Below are 18492 nucleotides of genomic sequence, written 5' to 3'. Positions count from 1 at the left end.
GCCCTAGCGGACCGGCGGCCGGGCGTCGCAGACGAGGCCGGCCTGCTCCACCGAGCCCGCGCGGCGTACGCCGTGGTAGAGCCAGAAGCGCTTGCCGCCGCCCGGGCCATCGATAGTGGCAACGTACTCGACCGATTCAAACCAGCGGCACGGACGTGCCACCCACCCGGCGTGGTCGCGCACCGGCGTCTCGGCGACCTCGAAGGCGATCCAGACCCGCGTGCCGGGGGCGAGCCGCGACAGCGCCGCTTCGTCGTAGCCCCAGAGGGCGATCTGCGGCGCCCGGCCGTGCTTGTGGTTGTTCCAGTGGTCGAGCACGTAAACCTCGGGGCGGCCACCGAGCGAGAAGCTGAGCTGGGCGGCAAGCATGAAGTGGTCGGCCACGACGACATCGCCATCGGCTAGCCGGGGCCGGAGCGCGCTGGCGATCTCCTCCCAGCCGACGAAGTTGTCCGGATAGAGCGCGGTCCCGGCGGCACGCGCCGCCAACTGCGGCGACGACGGCAGGACGAACGCCGCCAGCATCAGGGCCGTCGCACCCGCAGCCATGCCCGCACCCCAGGGCGCCAGGCGCCCGGCCCAACGATTCCTCGCGGCATCGAGGGCGATCGGTAGCAGGGCCGCGGCCAACAGGTAGGCGGGAACGGGCCAGTGCAAGGAGAATCGCGCCTTGTCGACGAAGGGTGCGAGCAACGCGTACAGCAGCCAGAGCCCGCCGCCGGCGAGCGCGACGAAACGCAGTACAGGCTGCGGCGCCCGGCGATTCGCCCACAGCGCCCAACCGAACAGCCCATAGAGCACCGGCGTGGTGATCACCGCCTGCAGCAGCGGCTGCAGCAGGCCTTTCGCGTTGAAGTGCCACGGGTGGCGCTCCACGAGCTGGAAATGCAGTCCCGCGCCCTGCATCTCGAGGTTGTACTGGATGATCGGCCACCAGGCCGCGGCACCAACGATGAGCGCCAACCAGAGGCCAAGGTCGCCACGCCGGCGCCACCCACCGGTAGCGAAGAATGCGGCGGCACCGACCAGCAGGATCGGGCCGAAGCGGTAGTGGGTGAACGCGCCGAGGGCGAGGGCGACGGCGAACTGTGCGTAGAGCCGGCCTCGCGGCGCCTCGTCATCGTGCAGCAGGCCGGCACAGGCATCGAGGGCCAGCAGGGCCGCCAACGTCATCAGGGCGTCGGGCAAGGCCATGACGCCCATCGGCATCAGCAGCGGAATCGGCAAGCTCCACAGTCCCGCACGCCATGCTTGCTCGCACGTGCCCAGACGGCGAGCGATGCGGACCACCAGCCAGGGGATCGCGGCACCAGCCAGCAGGAACACCAGCCGCACGCCGAACTCGCGGGGCAGTGGCAGCCCGTCGAGCAGCACCAAACCAAGGCCGACGGCCGCCGCCGTGCCGCCCGGCAGGTCGGAATAGGCCCATGCGGGGTGCAAGGCCTCCCACGCGTAGAACGCCTCGTCGCCGAACAGCGGCATGCTCGCGGCGAAGGCCAACTTCGCGACCAGCAGCAGCGCCCAGAGCGCGATGAACTTCACGCGGGCCGACGAATCGGCCATGCGAGACTCGAGGCCTTCCCCTGCTGCCGCACTGCCCATGCACGCTCCCCCGAAACCGGCCGCCATCCTACCTGTCGACGCCCGCGCCGCACTCGACGCGGCGATCGAGCAGGTGAACACCCTGGTGCTGGGCAAGCGGCACGAGGTGCGGCTGGCCTTCACCACACTGCTCGCCGGAGGGCATCTGCTGGTGGAAGACCTGCCCGGCCTCGGCAAGACCACGCTGGCGCGCGCGCTGGCGGCGACGCTGGGCCTCGAATTCCAGCGCATGCAGTTCACCGCCGACCTGCTGCCCTCCGACATCCTTGGCGTCTCGGTCTACGACCAGAACGATCGCGGCTTCCGCTTCCATCCCGGCCCGGTGTTCACCCAGCTGTTGCTGGCCGATGAGATCAACCGCGCGCCGCCGCGCACGCAAAGCGCCCTGCTCGAAGCCATGGCCGAACACCAGGTCAGCGTGGATGGCGTATCGCATCGGCTGCCGGCCCCATTCTTCGTGATCGCCACGCAGAACCCGGTCGATCTCTCCGGCACCTTCCCGTTGCCCGACTCGCAGATGGACCGCTTCCTGCTGCGCCTTTCGATGGGCTACCCGGACGCCGAAGCCGAGCGCGCCATGCTGGCCGGCCGCGACCGCCGCCTGATGATCAACGAGACGATGCCGCGCCTCGGCGCCGACGACGTGCTGGCGCTGCAGAAGGCCGTCGACGGCGTGCACGCCAGCGATGCGCTGCTCGACTACGTGCAGCGTCTGCTCGTCGAAAGCCGTCGGCATGCCGGCGTGCGCGTCGGCCTGTCTCCGCGCGCGGGCCTGGCCCTGCTGCGCGGCGCCCGCGCGCATGCGCTGCTGCTGGGCCGCGCACACGCGCTGCCCGACGACGTGCAGGCCCTCTTCGCCGCGGTGGCAGCCCACCGGCTGGTGGCCAACGCCGAGGGCGACCGACGCGACGCGCTCGCGGCCTCGATCCTGGGAGCGGTGGCGGTCGACTGACGATGCCGTCCCGGCCCGACGTGCTCGAGCGCATCGACGACGGCCTCGCGCGGCTGCCCTTCGTCCGGGGGCGGAAGCCGGAGCCGCTGCCGATCACCCTCGACCGCAAGCGCATCTACGTCCTGCCGACGCGGCAGGGCCTGCTTGTCGGCGTGCTGGTGCTGGGCATGCTGCTCGGCGCACTGAACTACAACAACAACCCCGGCCTGATGCTGGCTTTCCTGCTGGCGGCGATCGTCCATAACGGCGTGGTGCTCGCGCATCTTCGGCTTTCCGGCCTGCGCATCACCGCGCTGCATGCCGAGCCGGTGCATGCGGGTGAATCACTGGCGCTGAGGCTGCGCCTCGAATCCGGAAAGCGGTCGCGCGAAGGGGTGCAGCTTCGTGCCGCGGCCGGCGAGGCCGTGGACCTGCCCGCCAGCCTGCACGTCACCGGCGCGGACGCCGAGGTCGAACTGACGATCCCGACCGCGCGACGCGGCTTGATGGACCTCGGGCGACTGCGCCTGAGCACCACGCGCCCCCTTGGCCTCGCACGGGCGTGGAGCTGGTGGCGCCCGCAGCAACGCGTTCTTGTCTACCCGGCGCTGGAGCGCAGCGGCCCGCCGTTGCCGGGCGCGGCCAGCGACGGCGCGCGACAGCCTCGCGCCCAACGCAGCGGCGAGGACACCCACCACCTCCGCGACTACCGGAACGGCGACGCGCCGCGCCAGATCGCGTGGAAGGCGAGTGCCCGACTCGATCGCTTGATGGTCCGCGAGTACGAAGCCGGCGTTGCGCGCGACGTGATGCTCGATTGGCAGGCGCTGCGCCAGCTGCCGCATGAGCAGCGCATCGCCCGACTGGCGCGATGGGTGCTGGAGGCCGAACGCGAAGGCCGGCGCTATCGACTGCAGATCCCCGGCACCACGCTGGGGCCGGCACGCGGGCCGGAACATCGCCACGCCTGCCTGCGGGCGCTCGCACTGCTGCCGGAGGCCGGCGCATGAGTGCCGCCCCCGCAGCCGCGCTCGCCCCCGTGCTCACGCCATCGCTTCGACGCGCCGTGGTGGTCGCCGTGCTGGCCGCAGCCCTGCCCCTGCTGCTGCACTTGCCGGAAACCGTCGGCCTGGGCATCGGCGCGGTCGCTCTGGTCTCGGGCTGGAGTGCGCTTCGCAAGCCGCTGCCGCTTGCGCTCCGGCTGCTGCTGGTCGTGGTGATCACCGGCGCCGTGTTGGTGGGGTTCGGCTTCCGCGTCGGCCGCGACGCCGGCAGTGCGCTGATGCTCTCGATGCTGGTGCTGAAGCTGTCCGAGCTACGCGACTTCGACGACGCCAAGCGCGTGGTCGCCTACGCTCTGTTCGCGCCTTTCGCCGCCTTCCTGCAGGACCAGGGGCCGATCACCCTCGCCCTCGGCCTGTTCGCCGCGCTCGGCGTGCTTCTGGCGATGGGCCGGCTGGCCGAGGCTCCGGCCGCGCCCAAGCCGTTGCGCCGCGAAAGCGCGGATCTGTTGCGATCGCTGGCGTTGGCGCTGCCGCTGGCCCTCGTCGGCTTCTGGCTGTTCCCGCGACTGCCGACGCCGCTGTGGGGCCTGCCGGAAAACGCCGTCGCCCGCACCGGCCTCAGCGAATCGATGGCCCCGGGCGATTGGATCGACCTGATGGGGAGCGACAAGCCGGCGTTCCGGGTGCGCTTCGACGGCCCGACGCCGCCGAGCGACACGCTGTATTGGCGGGGGCCCGTGCTGACACGCTTCGACGGGCGCGCGTGGACGCGCAACGAATGGCTCGGCGGCTTCCCGGCGCCGCCACTGCCCAGCGCACCGTCGACGGGCGGTGTCGCCTATACGCTGACGCTCGAACCTACCGATCGCCGCTACGTCTTCGCGCTCGAATCCCCGGCAGGCTGGTCACCGGAGCTCGAGCTGGGCTTCGATGCCACGCTGCGCAGTCGCACGCCCCTGCGCGCACTCAGCCAGCACCGCCTGCGCGCGCTACCGCCGCAGCTTCACGAGACGATGCTGGATCCCCGCCTGCGGCAGAGCTTCCTGCACCTGCCCGACGGCTACAACCCGCGCACCCTGCAACGCGCCCGCGAATGGCGCGACGCCGCCGTGGACGACCGCGCCTACATCCAACGCGTACTGGAATGGTTCAACGCGCAGCACGCCTACAGCATCTCGGCGCCGCCGCTGGGGCGCCACACGTCGGACGAATTCCTGTTCGACACGCGGGAAGGCTTCTGCGAGCACTTCAGCTCAGCCTTCGTCATCCTGATGAGGGGGGCCGGAATCCCGGCACGCGTCGTGACCGGCTACACGGGCGGCGTGCCCAACCGCGTCGGCGGCTACTGGGTGGTGCGTCAGATGGATGCCCATGCGTGGAGCGAGGTGTGGCTCGAAGGTGAAGGCTGGGTGCGCGTCGACCCGACCGCGGCCGTGGCACCGGAGCGCATCTACGACACGCTCGACGACATGCTGGGCACTGGCGGCTCGAGTGCAGGAGCCCTGCAGCCGGTGTTCGACATCGGTGACAGCCTGCGCGAGGCCTGGAACAACTTCGTGGTGCGCTACGACGCGCTGCGCCAAGCCGAACTGCTGCAGAACCTCGGCTGGCGCGGCGCCGGTGCGACCCAGGTGGGGCAGGCCTTCATCATCGCCGCCGGCATCGCCCTCGGCCTCACCCTGCTGGTGCTGATGTGGCCACCGAAGGGCGAACGTGACCCCCTACTGCGCGCCTGGCGCGGGTTCCTCAGGCGCTGGGCGAAACGCGGCATGGAAAAACGCCCGGACGAGACCGCCGAGGTCTTCCTCCAACGCTTGCGCTCACACGTGTCCACGCCGTCCGCGGCGGTCGACGCGGAAGCCCTCGTCCGACGGTTCATCGCCCAGCGCTATGCGCCGGCCAACGTCGATACCGACCAAGAGCGGGCGGCATTGATCGAGGCGCTCAAGCGCCATCGCCCGCGCTGAGGGCCTCAACCCGGTGGCCAGGCCATCGCGCGGCCGGCCAGCAGGTGCAGGTGGATGTGGAACACCGTCTGGCCGCCGTCGCCATTGCAGTTCATCACCACGCGATAGCCGTTCTCGGCGAAACCCTGCGCCTTCGCCCAGCCGGCCGCGGCGAGTATCAGCCGGCCAAGCAGCTCGGCCTGAGCCGGGTTCGCGTCGTTGAGCGTGGCGATCGGCGTCTTCGGGATGAACAACACGTGCACCGGCGCCTTCGGCGCGATGTCGCGGAAAGCGAGCACGTGCTCGTCCTCGAAGACAATGTCGGCGGGAATCTCGCGGCGGATGATCTTGTCGAAAATCGTCTCGGGCATGGTCGGCTCCAACGGTCCGCTGCGAGCATGCCAGCGCGGCGCGGCGGGGTGTAGCCCGATCAGCCCGCGGCTTCGCTGCGCTGTCCGAAGGCGTGCGCCAGCGTGCCGCGATCGACGTACTCGAGCTCGCCACCGAGGGGCAGGCCCTGCGCCAACCGGCTCGGCGTGACGCCCGCTGCACGCGCCATCTGGGCGAGGTAGTGCGCCGTCGCTTCGCCTTCGACGGTGGGATTGGTGGCGATGATCATCTCGCGCACCTCGCCGGCGGCGAGGCGCGTGCCGAGCAGGTCGAGGCCTAGCTGGCGCGGGCCGATCCCGTCCAAGGGCGAGAGCCGGCCCTGCAAGACGAAGTACAGGCCGCGATAGCCCGTGGCCTGCTCGATGGCCAGGCGGTCGGCCGGTGTCTCGACGATGCACAGAACGCTGCGGTCACGCGACGCGCTGGCGCAGATGGCGCAGACCTCGGTCTCGCTGAAATCGCGGCATTGCACGCAATGACGGATGCGCTCGACCGCGGCCTGCAGGCGCTCCGCGAGCCGCGAAGCGCCCTCGCGGTCGCGCTCCAGCAGGTGGTAGGCCATGCGCTGGGCGCTCTTCGCGCCCACGCCCGGCAGCACGCGCAGGCCCTCGATCAGCTGCTCGAGCAGGGAGCTACTCATGCGCCTGCCGCTCGCGTCCTCGCGCGCTTGGGGCTCACGCGCCGAACATGCCCTTCATGCCGGGCGGAATCGGCATGCCGGCCGTAGCCGCCGACATGCGCTTGCCGGATTCTTCATTGACCTTCGCCACCGCGTCGTTCAACGCGACCAGCAGCAGGTCCTCGAGCATTTCGGCGTCGCCGAGCGCCTGCGGGTCGACATGCACCTTGCGGGCGTCGAACTTGCCCGACAGCGTGACGCTGACCAGGCCGCCGCCGGCGCTGCCGGTGACTTCCAGCGCGGCGAGCTCGTCCTGCGCCTTCTTCATGTTGTCCTGCATGCGCTGCGCCATCTGCATGGCCTGCGCGATGTTGCCCTTGAACATGGCTTACTCCTCGATCGGTCGGATGGACCCGTCGACGAGCTTGGCGCCCTGCGCCATCAGCTGCTTCACGACGGGATCGGAAAGGAAACGCGCCTCGGCATCCTGCTGGCGCTCGGATTTCTGCCGCTGCTGGCGGTCGAACAGGGTCTCGGCCCCGGTGGCTTCGCCACGCGGCGCATCGACGAAACGCAACTGCGGCGCTCGCCCGAACAGCGGGGCGAGCCCTTCTGCGAGGCGGCGGACGCTGATATCGGACTTCATCGCCTCGCCCTCGGGGAGCAGGGCGAGCGTGAGGCTGTCGGCATCGCCACTGACGAAGCGCGCATGCGCGGCCAGCTGTCCCGCGGGGCCACTCAGCGCCTGGCGCTGCAGCGCCGCCAACCAATCCTCGTTCGAAGCGATCGGTGCCGCGGCGGGCATCGCTTCGACAGCGGGACGCTCGATCATCCGCGCCGCGCTGCCACCGGCCGATGCGGCCTCGACGAAAGGCGACGGCAGTGGTGCGCGGGGCGGCTCCACGGGACGCGGGGGCTCGACCGCGCGGGCGAACGGCGACGGCGGCGCCTTGCGAGGGGCCGGCGCATCGACGACCGGCACCGCGACGCTGCGCGAGGCCTCGGTGGCGGACGGCCGCGCCGGATCGGTCGCGCGCTCGCCGCCGCGCGGCCCCGGGCCCGGGGCATCGCCGGCGGGCATCGGCTTGAACGCCAGCATCCGCAGCAGCGCCATTTCGAAACCGACGCGCGGCGTCGGCGCCAGCGCGAGATCCCGCGAGCCGTTGATGGCCATCTGGTACCAGAGCTGCACCAGTTCGGCCGGCACCTGGGTGGCCAGCGCCTCCGTATCCACGCCATCGACGGCGCGCGCGGCCTCGGGGACGAGCTGCTTCACCTGCACGGCGTGCAGCGCCGCGGCGACGTCATCCAGCACCTGGGCGTAGTCAGGCGAGAAGGCCGACATGGCTTCGATCTGCGCCAACAGCGACGGGCCGTCGAAGGTGGCCAGCGCCGCCAGCAGCCCGCCGATGGCCTGGTGGTCGAGCGTGCCGAGCATCGCGTGCACGGCCTCGGCCGTCAGCTGCCCGCCCGAATACGCGATGGCCTGGTCGAGCAGCGAGAGGCCGTCGCGCAACGAACCGTCCGCGCCGCGAGCGAGCAGGGCCAGTGCCGGTTCGTCGGCGGGAATGCCCTCGGCATCGACGATGCGGCGCATCTGTCCGTGGATCTGCTCCTGCTCCAGCCGGCGCAGGTTGAACTGCAGGCAGCGGCTCAGCACCGTCACCGGCAGCTTCTGCGGATCGGTGGTGGCGAGCAGGAACTTCACGTGTTCCGGCGGCTCCTCCAGCGTCTTCAGCAGTGCGTTGAAGGCCGGCTTCGACAGCATGTGCACTTCGTCGATCAGGTACACCTTCACCCGGCCGCGCGAAGGCAGGTACTGGGCGTTCTCGATCAGATCGCGGACGTCGTCCACGCCGGTGTGGCTGGCGGCGTCGATCTCGATCAGGTCGACGAAGCGGCCGGCGTCGACGTCGACGCAGACGTTGCAGACGCCGCAGGGATCGGCACTCGTGCCCTGCTCGCAGTTCAGCGACTTGGCGAAGATGCGCGAGATCGTGGTCTTGCCGACACCGCGGGTGCCGGTGAACAGGAAGGCGTGGTGGACGCGACCGGATTCGAGCGCGTTCGACAGGGCACGCACGACGTGCTCCTGCCCGACGAGTTCGGCGAAGCGCTTCGGACGCCACTTTCGAGCAAGAACGAGATAGGCCATGCCGCACCCCGGAAACCGACGGGCATTGTGCCAACCGGGCCGCCCCGGCGCCACGCGAATCCCCGTTCATTTGTGCCCTCGCCGCCCGGCCGGTATGATCCGCGGCTCCCTGAGGCCGGCCGGAGGCCGCCCAAGGGATTGCAGCACGAGCGTGGACAGGTGTCCGAGCGGTTGAAGGAGCACGCCTGGAAAGTGTGTAAGCGGCTAAACCCCGCTTCGCGGGTTCGAATCCCGCCCTGTCCGCCACTTCGAAGCTGTTGAGCGGAACCCTCTATGGCGGCCCCGTTGGCGCCTCCGCGACGATAGGCTGAAAACCCCGCCAGGCCCGGAAGGGAGCAACGGTATCGGCTGATTCGGGTGCCGGAGTCACGCTGGCGGGGCCGTCACCCTTCCAGAGTGCCGCGACGTCGGCGTTTCGCCGCCAGCTGTCAGCGGCTCGATACGCTTTCCGCCGTCGGCGCCTGCAGCGCCAGCCGCTCCCCTGCCCTCGCCACCCGCTGGCCGCGCGCGCGCATGGCCTCGCCGTCGGCGTCGCTGGCGTAGTGGTACAGCACGCAGCGGGCCATCAGCTCACGCGGGTACTCCCGCTCAAGGTCGTCCAGACCCGAATGCGACGGATTGCCGTGCAGCCCGCAGTCGTGCGCGATCACCTCGCCATCGTCCGCCACCGCGGCCAGCACCTCGGGGATGGGCCGCGTGTCGCCGGTCCACACCACGCTGCCTCGCAGACGCAGGCCGAAGGCGGTGTCGGGGCGGTGATGGCGCACCGAGAAGACCTCGAACCGCCAACCGGCATGCCAGAACGACTCGCTCACCGGCACCAACTGGAACGCGTCCCAGAAGTTCGCGCCACCCTCGGCGAGCACGCCGGGATAGTCCGCGAGGCGCTTCTGCAGGTGCAGCACCACGGGCGCCGGCACGTACAGCCGCACCCGGCCGCGCAGGGCCGGATCGAAATACGCCGAATAGAACAGCCGCTCGAGGCCGGCGACGTGGTCCATGTGCACGTGGGTGATGAACATCGCCTCGGGCAAACGACCGTAGGCGGTCTGGAAGGCGCTCAGCGCCTCCTGCCCGCAATCGATCATCAGCAACGGCGCACCATCGCGCTCGATGACGGCGGAGGCTGCGCCGAGCACGGGGGCCGCGCCGGCATTGCCCACGCCCAGCAGGTGGAGCGCCCAGGTCATCGCGCCGCTCCGTCCGAAGCCATCGCCCCGCGCCACGACGCACGCAATCGCGCCATGCCATCACCGATCCGCGCAGGGGTCACGTGGCGGCGGTACTTCAACAGCGAGCGCTCCAGCCGGGCGATCTCGTCGTCGCACCAGCGCCCCGGCGCGTGGCCCGACGTGCCACGGTCCCAATCGATCAGGGTGATGCCGCCGTCGGACCGCTGAAGGACGTTGCGCGCATTGAGATCGGGATGGTGCGCACCGAACCGGTGGAACCGGGCCAAGGTGGCGCCCACGGCCTCCCACGGCGCACTCGCGACGTCCTCGTGCACCAGGCTCATCAGGTCGGCACGGACCGGCACGCGCGCCATCAACAGCGCCGCACGATAGAAGAAGCCCTCGCGCCACCACCCCCCCGCGATGGGCGCAGGCACGGGCAAGCCCGCGGCCACCAAAGCCTCGAGCAGCTCGACCTCCCGCACGCAGCGTGCGTGACGTGCGCCGAGCCACAGGTAATGCCGCGTGCTGAACCGCGCCATCAGACCGCCGCGGCGGTAATGGCGCAGCACGCCAGCGCCAAACGGCCCTTCCACGTACCACGCGTCGCCGCGGCCACCGACGCCGATCGGCAGCGCGTTCGCACCGTAACGCGAGACATCGAACCACTCGGGCCGCGCGCGATCGCGCCATGCCGTGGCGGCATGCAGCTGGAGCGCAGGGTGGCTGGCGGGCGCGGACGTTATCATCCGCGGCAGTCTAGCAAGGCCCTTCCCGTGCCCTCTCCGCCCGCTTCCGTCTGCATCCTGCGGCTCTCCGCGCTCGGCGATGCCACGCATGTCGTACCCGTGGTCCGCACGCTGCAACGCCATCGCCCCGACATCGCCATCACCTGGATCATCGGCAAGGCCGAAGCAGCGATGCTGAAGGGCCTCGAGGGCGTGGAGTTCGTGGTCTTCGACAAAAAGTCAGGCTGGCCGGGACTGAAGCAACTGCGTGCGACGCTCGCTGGACGCCGATTCGATGCCCTGCTGCAGATGCAGCTCGCCTTCCGCGCGAACGTGCTGTCGACGCTGGTGCGCGCGGACCGCCGCATCGGCTACGACACGTATCGCAGCAAGGAGGGCCACGGGCTCGTCATCAACGAGCGCATCGTTCCCGGCGGCCACCATGTGCTGGATGCCTTCGGGCAGTTCGCGGAAGTGCTCGGATGCCCGCAAGACCGCGTCGAATGGCGCCTTCCGGTGCCGGACGAGGCCCACGACTGGGCTTCGACGCAGCTTCCCGGCGAGACGCCCACCCTGCTGGTCTCGCCCTGCTCCAGCCATCGCCTGCGCAACTGGCGGCCGGAGCGCTACGCCGCTGTCGCTTCCCAGGCGCTGTCGCGCGGCTGGCGCGTGGCGCTGTGTGGCGGGCCAAGCGCGCTGGAGCGCGAGGTCGGCGATGCCATCCTCGCGGCCATGCCCGGACGCGAGCGCGCCCTCGACCTCATCGGCAAGGACACGTTCAAGCGCTTCCTCGCGCTCTGCGGGCGCGCCTCGATCCTGCTCGGCCCCGATTCCGGGCCGGTGCACATGGCGAACGCGATGGGCTGCCGGGTCATTGCCCTGCACGCCTGCACCGATGCCGAGCGCAGCGGCCCGTACTCCGACCGCCGCTGGTCGCCGAACCACTACGCCGAAGCCGCGGAGCGCTTCCTGCGCAAGCCCGCAGCGAGCCTGCCGTGGGGCAAGCGCGTCGAGTTCGAGGAGGTGATGGACCTCATCGGCGTGGACGAGGTCGTCGGGCGTTTCGAGGCCTGCGCCGCAGACCTCGGGGCCTGATCAGCGCGTCGCGCCGGGCACCTTGTAGTCCTCGTAGCTCTTCTCTTCGACATAGGTCGAGCCAAGCGCGAGGTTGATGTCCTTCTTCACCTTGGCGCGCTCGTCGTTCTCGAAGTAGACGGCACGGGCGAGGCGGATGAATTCCTGGTCGAAGGCCTGCGCCTTCTCCTTGATGCGGATGTCGTCCTCGATCACCCACAGGCGCTCGTTGACCGCCTTCAGGGCCACGAGGAGCGGGGCGATGTCGACCCGCGACGCCGGATGCGCCGCCCAAGTCGCGCGCAGCGCGTCGAGCTCGCGGCGGATGTTGACCAGCTTCGCCTCGTCGCGGATCCGCTCGGACTTGATCTCGAGGATGGCGATCTTGTCGAGCAGTTCGCCGAACGACACCGGCACGCTGATCTCGGACATCGGGAGTACTCCATTCACGGGGCGCGCAGTTTAACGCGCCGGCGCTCCCGCCAGCGCCGGGCGGCAGCGAGGACGGGGCGCTCGATGGCCCACCAGGAGAGTGCCGCGACCGCCAACGAGACGACCAAGCTCACGGCGATGTAGCCGGCGAGGCCCCAGGACGGCGGGACGTAGCCGCCAAGGGCCGTGCGCAGCGCCCACTGCACCGGGTAGTGCCAGAGATAGAGGCCGAAACTGACCGTGCCCAGCGCAACCAGAGGCGCGCTACCCAGCACGCGCGCGACCCGGCCCTCCGGGGCACGCACCAGCGCCATGAGCAGCACCGCGACCGGCACGGCGGTCAGCAAGGGCCAGAACCATGTCCAGACGCGCGCATCGATGATTCCAACGTATGCGCGATCGCCGCCGAGTTGCGGCAGCAGCACCAGCACGGCGAAGGTCAGGAGGGCCAAGGCATCGGCCCGAAGAGGCGCCCGACCGTCTCCGAGGGACTCCTGCGCCGTGCCGCCACGGCCTTCGCGCGCGCCACTCGACATCCAACGTGCCAGCGCCATGCCCGCGACGAACTGCACCAGTCGGCCCGGCAGGTGCTCCGACCAACCGATGCGCTGTTCGATGCCCACCACGTCATGCATCGCGAAGCGCCACGCCACCGCGAGGAGCGCCGTGGCCAGCAGCAGCCCGAGCATCCGCCGCGACGAGCCCCATGCCCACCAGAGCAACGGCAGGACCGCATAGAACCCCGCTTCGACCGGCAGGCTCCACCACGGCCCCAGATGCGCCGGCACCCAGGGCCAGGCGTTGAGCCACAGGAGCACATGGGCCAGCGCCTCGCCGTTCGACGCTGGCACCCACGCGATGGCGGGCGTCAGCACGACGGCCGCGGCCGGCAGGGCGAATACCGCCAATTGCGCGTAGTAGGCCGGAAGGATGCGCGCCACGCGCATCAGTGCGAAGGCCGTCCAGTCGGGGCGCCGTTCGCCATCCGCGAGTTCATCCCCGAGCCCACGGGCCAACAGGAACCCCGAGAGCACGAAGAACACGTCGACGCCGAGCCATCCCGCGCCCAGCAGTGCCGTCATCGGTGCGGGCAGCCCAGCCCCGGCGGCACCCGACAGTGCCCAGGCGTGGAAGACGAGGACCCAGAGCGCGGCGAGTCCGCGGAGTCCGGTCAGGGCGGGCAGGCGGCGGTCGTTCATGGCGCGGAAAAACGAAAGGCGCCCCGCAAAGGGCGCCTTTCTTGATCTGGCGGAGAGGGAGGGATTCGAACCCTCGGTACGCTATAAACGTACGCCTGATTTCGAGTCAGGTACAATCGACCACTCTGCCACCTCTCCGGTGGTCTCTCGGCCGCGGTGGTGCAGCGACTGATCGAGCCGCGCATCTTACAGCCTCCCCTCGCCTCGCGCCAGCCCTGTAGCCACGGGCCGCAATGCTCAGCGCCCACCCGCCGAAGCACCCGCGCCCTGCGCCTGCAGGACGAAGGTGCCGCTCTGGTGGCCGGCGAAGCGGATCGGGGCGAACTGGGGGTCTTGAACCACGCTGGAATCCAGCCTCGCCAGCGCGAGCGAGGCGGAGACGTCCTGGAACAGCCGCGTCGCCTCGAGCACGCCGCGATTGTCCTCGAGCACGTTGAGGAAGGCGCGGGCGAAGTAGCTGTGCCCGCTGGGGCCCGTGTCCGGCACCGGCTGGACGCCCCCCGAGGTCAGGGCGAGGCGGGAGCGCCCGGCCGTGGCCTCGCGCAGCCAACGGCCGAGACCGGCGGCATCGAGGCTGGCATCGGCGATCGGCACCGACGCGCGCGTCATCGTGCCGGAGTAGCAGGAATCGGCCACCACGAGCACACGTTTGGCGGGCAACGTGTCGAGCACCTCGCTCAGCGCACGGTTCGAGATCCACGACTCCGAACGGCCGGACAGGCCATCCACCGGCACCCAATGGCCCTCGCCAGAATCCGAAAGCTCGCCATGGCCGGCGTAGTAGATCAGCAGGTTGTCGTTCTCGCCGAGCGTCTTGCGCAGGGCATCGAGGGCGGTGAGCGTCTCGAGCCGCGAGGCGTTCAGCAGCAGCCGCGTCTCGAAGCCGTAGCGCTGCTCCAGCAACCGCGCCACCGCTGTCGCGTCCTTCGCCGCGCTGCGGAGGTCCGGGTAATCGGGATTGCCGTAGCGGTCGTTGCCGATGACCACCACGTAGTAGCGGCCCAACGCAGCGTTGGGCGATGTGGTCTCGGCCGCGGCGATGGCCGAGCCACCGCCGGCCGTCATCAGGGTGAACTCGAGCGTGGCAACGCCACCATCGGCCTTGGTCGCGCTGACCCGCACCGGCGTGCCCGCCTCCGCTGCCTGCAGCTTGGCCTGGAACATTCCGGCGCCGCTCAGGGGCACTTCGGTGCCGTTGACGGTGACGCTCTTGACCTCGCCCGCACCAGCAACGCGACCCGTGATCGTGCGTTCGCCGGGGCCGCCGCGAACCACCGCGGCGGGCCGGCCACGCATGGCGACCAGCGGCGGGTCGATCAGTTCGAGGCGCGCGGCCATGCCGCCGCCCGCGCCGACCTGGCGCTCCAGCCCGGCGATCAGGTTGCGCTGGCGGCCGATCTGCGATTCCTGCTCGGCCAGGGTGTTTTCCAACAGGCGTTGCAGGGCCGGGTCCTCAGCCTGCTTCGCCGCTTCGAGCTTCTGCCGTGTGTCCGCAAGCTCAGCGCGCGCGCTGGCGAGGGCGGCACGTCGCTCGGCCAACTGCGACCGTAGCCGCGACACTTCCGCGCGCAGGGCTTCGGCCGCGGCTTGCTCCCGCGCGACATCCTGCTCGAGGCCCTCGATGCGTTGGTCGCGCTGGTCGAGTTCGCCCTGCACCACCGACGCGTAGAGCAGTTCGTCCTCGATGCCGGCACCCTGGCGATAGAGGTTCACCGCCTTCGCCGCGTCGCGCTCGACGCCAAGTCCTTCCTCGTACAACCAGCCGAGGTTGATCATGGCGCGCTTGTCGCCCTGCTCAGCCGCCTTCTTGAACCACTGGAAGGCCATGCCGAAGTCGGGTTCGATGCCGAGGCCTTTCGCATAGATCTCGCCGACCGCGTTCTGCGCTTCGGCACTGCCGCCCATCGCCGCATCCAGCCACACCTTCAGCGCGGTCTGGTAGTTCGCGCGGTCGTAGGCCACGTACTCGCCGCCGCGGATCTCGCAATCCGCCTGCGTGGTGCGGATCGGCCGACGCGCGCTCATGAAGCTGGCCTGCCGGCCGAGCTGGCGGATCTGCCCCGGCAGCAGGCAATCGACGACCAGGAGATCCTCGGCGTTGCGGACGCTGGGGCCGTCCTGGGCCGCCACGGGCGCGGAGGCGCCGGCCGCCAGCGAGACGACGAACACCGCGAAAGCGGCTGCGAATCGGGACGAGGTCGGGACGCGGGAAACACGTACAGGACGACCGGCCATGGGGCCTCCGGGCAGTTGCCGGACGCGGCCGGCTTCGTGGCTATACTCGTGGCCACGTGTATACACACCCGCATGGGGAAATGCGACGCGTGGCCAGCCCCCGGGGAGTCTTCGATGACCAGTTCCGCGTTGCTCGGCCGCTGCGTGCGGCTGTTCGCCTTTGCCGCTCTGGCGCTGCTCGCCCAGCCGGCCCTCGCGACGATCAACTGCGAGATCACGCCAGACAGCGTGACCACGCTGATCGCGAACACCGGCGACAATCTCAGCGTCGGCTACACGGTCGGTGGCGGCGGCTGCGGCACCGCGATCACCACGACGACGTCGATCGTCACCGACACGACGGGAGGCAACGTCACTCCGCCGTCGGAGACGAACCTGCCCGGCTCGCGGAACTCGTTCATCAACGTCGGCCCTGCCGCCGGAACGATGGTAGTGCGTATCGAATGCACGGCCGGCTGTTTCGGGGCGCCGGCGAACTTGATCATCAACTACACCATCACCGCGACGGTGCCGGTGATCCGCAATCTCAGTCCGGTCGGGCCGACCAGCTTCAATGCGGAGGAAGGTTCGTCCACCACAGTGAGCGTGACGGCCGATGACAGCGGCACGCCAGCGAGCACGACGATCGTATGGTTCGCCAGCGGCCCGGTAACGCTGTCATCCACCTCGACGAACACGGATGCGGGCGGAAACGCCAGCGTGATCGCCACCTTCGGGCAGGGCACCGGTACGGCCACCATTTCGGCCAGCCGGATCGACAGGTCCGACTTTTTCGTCGACTACACCATCAACGTGCAGCCACCGACGGTGCGCACGATCGTCCCGGTGAACGGCAACAACCAGAGCGGCCCGACCCGCACGACGGCCTCCAACCCGCTCGTCGTCGAGGCCCGAGACAACGGCGTCGCCGCGGCGGGCGTGGGACTGAACTGGGCCGTCTTGTCCGGCGACGCCGCCATCACGACGGCGGACGCCGTGACCGGCACCGCCGGGCAAGGCCAGGCGACGGTGCGTTTCGGCGCCGCGCCTGGACCCATCGTGGTGCGGGTGAGCCGCACCGATGACCCCACGGCCAATGCCACGTTCTCGCTGACCTCGACGCTGACGCGGACGATGGTGTCGGTCTCCGGCAACAACCAGAACGCGCCGACGCGCACGTCCTTGCCCAACCCACTGGTCGTCGAAGCACGCGACAACGGCATCGCCGCTCCGGGCATAGGTATCACCTGGACCGTCGTGTCCGGTGACGGCACGCTGTCGTCCCCGACCGCGGCCACCGACGCCGCGGGCCGCGCGCAGACCGGCCTGCAGCTCGGCCCCACGCCTGGGGCGATCGTCGTCCGCGCCACGCGCACCGATGACCCCAGCGCCACGGTCGACTTCGCGGTGACCTCCACCTTCGTGCGCACCCTCGCCCTCGTGTCCGGCGGCGACCAGCAGGGCATTCCCGGCCTGCCGCTGCCGAACCCGATCGTCATCGAGGTGCGTGGCAACGGGCAGCCCGAGCAGGGCGCCGTCGTGGACATCCGGGTGGACGCCGATGCGACGGTCGCCGGCGACGGTGGCCCCACGGCGAAGATCACCAAGGTCACCGGGGCCGACGGCCGCGTCAGTGCCGTCGTCACCTTAGGCACGAACAGCAGCGACGTCGTCAGCATCCAAGCCAGCGTTCCCGCCACGCCGGGCCTGAGCACTACGGTGGCGGCCACCGCGAACAACCTCGAGAACCTGCCGGGCCTCACAGGCCCGGAACGCGAACTCGGCGGCGTGATCCAGGACGCCTGCGCGGCCATCGCGCGCATTCCCGTCGCGCAGCGCACCGCCGAGCAGAGCGACCTGCTCGCGCGCTGCCAGAGCTTCGCCGGTGCGAATCCCGGCCAGATCGCCGACGCCCTCGACCAGTTGCTGCCCGACACCACACTGGCGATGGTGAATGTCGCGCTGCAGGCCGGACAGGCGCAGCTCGACAACCTGAGGGCGCGCATCGCCGCCCTGCGATCGGGCACGCAGGGCAGCGCGTTCGGCGGTTTGGCACTGGCCTCGCCGGCGGGCGCGATCCCGATGACGAGCTTCGTCGGCAAGGCGCTGAATGCCGACGAGACCACCGAAGCCGGTGCCGGATTCGACCGCTGGGGCTACTTCGTCTCCGGCACGATCGGCCGCGGCGAGTCGGAAGCCGGTCGTCGCACGCCGGCCTACGATTTCGACATCAACGGCCTGACCGCCGGCGTCGATTACCGCTTCAACGACGGTTTCGTGGGCGGTGCGTCGCTCGGCTACACCAAGCAGGACACCGAGCTGGCCAACGGCGAAGGCAACGTCGATGCAGACGGATACAGCCTCTCGGCCTATGCCACGTTCTACCGTGACGAGAGCTGGTACACGGACGCTGTCCTGACCTGGGGCCGCAACGACTACGAGACCCTGCGCCGCATCCGCTACACGCTGACCGGCCCGGGCGGCACCAGCACGATCGACCAGACCGCCCGCGGACGCCTCGACGGCGACCTGCTCTCGGTCGCCAGCACGGTGGGTCGCGACTACCAGGCCGGCACCTGGAACATCGGGCCCTATGGCCGCCTGTTGTATTCGCGCATCGATTTCGACGCCGGCCGCGAGGTGATCGGCGGCGGCGCAGGCAGCGGCCTCGCGCTGGAGATCTTCCCCGGCACCCACACCTCGCTGGCGAGCGTCATCGGCACGAAGTTCAGCACGGCGCTGAGCCGCGACTGGGGCATCCTGATGCCGCACCTGCAGGTCGAATGGGAGCACGAGTACCGCGATGACCCCCAGCGCGTCGGTGCCCGCTTCCTCGCCGACCCGAGCGCCACGCGCTTCAGCATCGAAGGCGAGCCGATCGACAGCAGCTTCTTCCGCATCGGCGGCGGCCTGTCGGTGCTGTTCGCCGGTGGGCGCTCCGGGTTCGTCTACGTGGAACGGGTGATCGGCAAGTCCGGCTTCACCCAGACCAATCTCGCGCTGGGCATCCGTGGCGAGTTCTGAGT

Annotated in this window: 15 protein-coding genes, 2 tRNA genes and 1 other RNA gene; 7 read left to right on the top strand and 11 right to left on the bottom strand. The window is 70.2% G+C overall.

Translation table 11 applies throughout. The annotated features are described in order from the left end of the window. Positions 1–3: 3 nt before the first annotated feature. Positions 4–1563, bottom strand: coding sequence for a glycosyltransferase family 39 protein (locus O9280_RS10455; protein ID WP_298342080.1), 1560 nt, complete (start codon positions 1561–1563; stop codon positions 4–6). Positions 1564–1600: 37 nt separating this feature from the next. On the opposite strand from O9280_RS10455, the gene O9280_RS10450 reads away from it, so the two are divergent. The 3 genes from O9280_RS10450 to O9280_RS10440 are packed head-to-tail and all read left to right on the top strand — an operon-like array spanning position 1601 to position 5504. Further along, complete coding sequence (locus O9280_RS10450; protein ID WP_298342077.1) at positions 1601–2554, top strand: MoxR family ATPase; 954 nt, start codon at positions 1601–1603, stop codon at positions 2552–2554. A 2-nt stretch (positions 2555–2556) separates the two neighbouring features. Next, on the top strand, positions 2557–3543 hold the full coding sequence (locus O9280_RS10445; RefSeq protein WP_298342074.1) for a DUF58 domain-containing protein: 987 nt from the start codon (positions 2557–2559) through the stop codon (positions 3541–3543). After that, positions 3540–5504 (top strand): DUF3488 and transglutaminase-like domain-containing protein, encoded by a 1965-nt coding sequence (locus O9280_RS10440; protein ID WP_298342071.1) that lies wholly within the window; start codon positions 3540–3542, stop codon positions 5502–5504. Before O9280_RS10445 ends, O9280_RS10440 begins: the two co-directional genes overlap by 4 nt. Positions 5505–5509: 5 nt before the next feature. Here O9280_RS10440 and O9280_RS10435 read toward each other — a convergent pair whose 3' ends face one another. Genes O9280_RS10435 through dnaX form a run of 4 tightly spaced genes read right to left on the bottom strand, consistent with a single transcriptional unit; the run spans position 5510 to position 8647 of the window. Next, the gene (locus O9280_RS10435) at positions 5510–5854 is read right to left on the bottom strand and encodes a histidine triad nucleotide-binding protein (protein ID WP_298342069.1); all 345 of its coding nucleotides are present in this window, start codon (positions 5852–5854) and stop codon (positions 5510–5512) included. Between the two features lie 59 nt (positions 5855–5913). After that, positions 5914–6513 (bottom strand): recombination mediator RecR, encoded by a 600-nt coding sequence (gene recR, locus O9280_RS10430; protein WP_298342066.1) that lies wholly within the window; start codon positions 6511–6513, stop codon positions 5914–5916. Positions 6514–6547: 34 nt separating this feature from the next. Beyond that, entirely contained in the window at positions 6548–6877 is a 330-nt protein-coding gene (locus O9280_RS10425) for a YbaB/EbfC family nucleoid-associated protein (RefSeq protein ID WP_297864861.1), read from the bottom strand. Between the two features lie 3 nt (positions 6878–6880). Further along, on the bottom strand, positions 6881–8647 hold the full coding sequence (gene dnaX / locus O9280_RS10420) for a DNA polymerase III subunit gamma/tau (protein WP_298342062.1): 1767 nt from the start codon (positions 8645–8647) through the stop codon (positions 6881–6883). Positions 8648–8800: 153 nt separating this feature from the next. On the opposite strand from dnaX, the gene O9280_RS10415 reads away from it, so the two are divergent. Further along, positions 8801–8893 (top strand) — tRNA-Ser (locus O9280_RS10415). A 37-nt stretch (positions 8894–8930) separates the two neighbouring features. Then, an RNA gene (gene ffs / locus O9280_RS10410) (signal recognition particle sRNA small type) lies at positions 8931–9027 on the top strand. Between the two features lie 48 nt (positions 9028–9075). Here the strand turns inward: ffs and O9280_RS10405 are convergent. After that, positions 9076–9837, bottom strand: a complete 762-nt coding sequence (locus O9280_RS10405) for an MBL fold metallo-hydrolase (protein ID WP_298342059.1) — start codon at positions 9835–9837, stop codon at positions 9076–9078. Beyond that, the gene (locus O9280_RS10400; protein ID WP_298342056.1) at positions 9834–10568 is read right to left on the bottom strand and encodes a 3-deoxy-D-manno-octulosonic acid kinase; all 735 of its coding nucleotides are present in this window, start codon (positions 10566–10568) and stop codon (positions 9834–9836) included. Before O9280_RS10400 ends, O9280_RS10405 begins: the two co-directional genes overlap by 4 nt. Positions 10569–10595: 27 nt before the next feature. Here O9280_RS10400 and O9280_RS10395 point away from each other — a divergent pair, with 27 nt between their 5' ends. Further along, entirely contained in the window at positions 10596–11642 is a 1047-nt protein-coding gene (locus O9280_RS10395; protein ID WP_298342053.1) for a glycosyltransferase family 9 protein, read from the top strand. Here the strand turns inward: O9280_RS10395 and O9280_RS10390 are convergent, their stop codons facing one another. From O9280_RS10390 to O9280_RS10375, 4 genes are all read right to left on the bottom strand, one after another. Next, the gene (locus tag O9280_RS10390) at positions 11643–12053 is read right to left on the bottom strand and encodes a DUF6165 family protein (RefSeq protein ID WP_298342049.1); all 411 of its coding nucleotides are present in this window, start codon (positions 12051–12053) and stop codon (positions 11643–11645) included. It abuts the gene before it with no gap. 14 nt (positions 12054–12067) lie between these two features. Continuing rightward, on the bottom strand, positions 12068–13252 hold the full coding sequence (locus tag O9280_RS10385; protein WP_298342046.1) for an acyltransferase: 1185 nt from the start codon (positions 13250–13252) through the stop codon (positions 12068–12070). A gap of 47 nt (positions 13253–13299) precedes the next feature. Continuing rightward, a tRNA-Ser gene (locus tag O9280_RS10380) sits at positions 13300–13390 on the bottom strand. 99 nt (positions 13391–13489) lie between these two features. Beyond that, a complete protein-coding gene (locus O9280_RS10375; protein ID WP_298342043.1) occupies positions 13490–15487 on the bottom strand; it encodes a caspase family protein in 1998 nt (665 codons plus the stop codon). A gap of 114 nt (positions 15488–15601) precedes the next feature. Here O9280_RS10375 and O9280_RS10370 point away from each other — a divergent pair, with 114 nt between their 5' ends. Continuing rightward, positions 15602–18490: an autotransporter outer membrane beta-barrel domain-containing protein gene (locus tag O9280_RS10370; protein ID WP_298342040.1), complete on the top strand. Its 2889-nt coding sequence runs from the start codon at positions 15602–15604 to the stop codon at positions 18488–18490. The last annotated feature ends 2 nt before the right edge of the window (positions 18491–18492 follow it).

This window comes from Silanimonas sp. (assembly GCF_027531545.1).
Classification (GTDB): Bacteria; Pseudomonadota; Gammaproteobacteria; order Xanthomonadales; family Xanthomonadaceae; genus Silanimonas.
The sequence above is the reverse complement of the archived record's forward strand: the minus strand, read 5'-3'. Positions and strand labels throughout refer to the sequence as shown.

Excerpts from the sequence above, each read along its gene's own strand:
- O9280_RS10385 (WP_298342046.1), bottom strand. The coding sequence starts at position 13,252 with ATGAACGACCGCCGCCTGCCCGCCCTGACCGGACTCCGCGGACTCGCC.
- O9280_RS10400 (WP_298342056.1), bottom strand. The coding sequence starts at position 10,568 with ATGATAACGTCCGCGCCCGCCAGCCACCCTGCGCTCCAGCTGCATGCC.
- O9280_RS10445 (WP_298342074.1), top strand. The coding sequence starts at position 2,557 with ATGCCGTCCCGGCCCGACGTGCTCGAGCGCATCGACGACGGCCTCGCG.
- O9280_RS10455 (WP_298342080.1), bottom strand. The coding sequence starts at position 1,563 with ATGGCCGATTCGTCGGCCCGCGTGAAGTTCATCGCGCTCTGGGCGCTG.
- recR (WP_298342066.1), bottom strand. The coding sequence starts at position 6,513 with ATGAGTAGCTCCCTGCTCGAGCAGCTGATCGAGGGCCTGCGCGTGCTG.
- dnaX (WP_298342062.1), bottom strand. The coding sequence starts at position 8,647 with ATGGCCTATCTCGTTCTTGCTCGAAAGTGGCGTCCGAAGCGCTTCGCC.
- O9280_RS10390 (WP_298342049.1), bottom strand. The coding sequence starts at position 12,053 with ATGTCCGAGATCAGCGTGCCGGTGTCGTTCGGCGAACTGCTCGACAAG.
- O9280_RS10435 (WP_298342069.1), bottom strand. The coding sequence starts at position 5,854 with ATGCCCGAGACGATTTTCGACAAGATCATCCGCCGCGAGATTCCCGCC.
- O9280_RS10425 (WP_297864861.1), bottom strand. The coding sequence starts at position 6,877 with ATGTTCAAGGGCAACATCGCGCAGGCCATGCAGATGGCGCAGCGCATG.
- O9280_RS10375 (WP_298342043.1), bottom strand. The coding sequence starts at position 15,487 with ATGGCCGGTCGTCCTGTACGTGTTTCCCGCGTCCCGACCTCGTCCCGA.
- O9280_RS10450 (WP_298342077.1), top strand. The coding sequence starts at position 1,601 with ATGCACGCTCCCCCGAAACCGGCCGCCATCCTACCTGTCGACGCCCGC.
- O9280_RS10370 (WP_298342040.1), top strand. The coding sequence starts at position 15,602 with ATGACCAGTTCCGCGTTGCTCGGCCGCTGCGTGCGGCTGTTCGCCTTT.
- O9280_RS10405 (WP_298342059.1), bottom strand. The coding sequence starts at position 9,837 with ATGACCTGGGCGCTCCACCTGCTGGGCGTGGGCAATGCCGGCGCGGCC.
- O9280_RS10440 (WP_298342071.1), top strand. The coding sequence starts at position 3,540 with ATGAGTGCCGCCCCCGCAGCCGCGCTCGCCCCCGTGCTCACGCCATCG.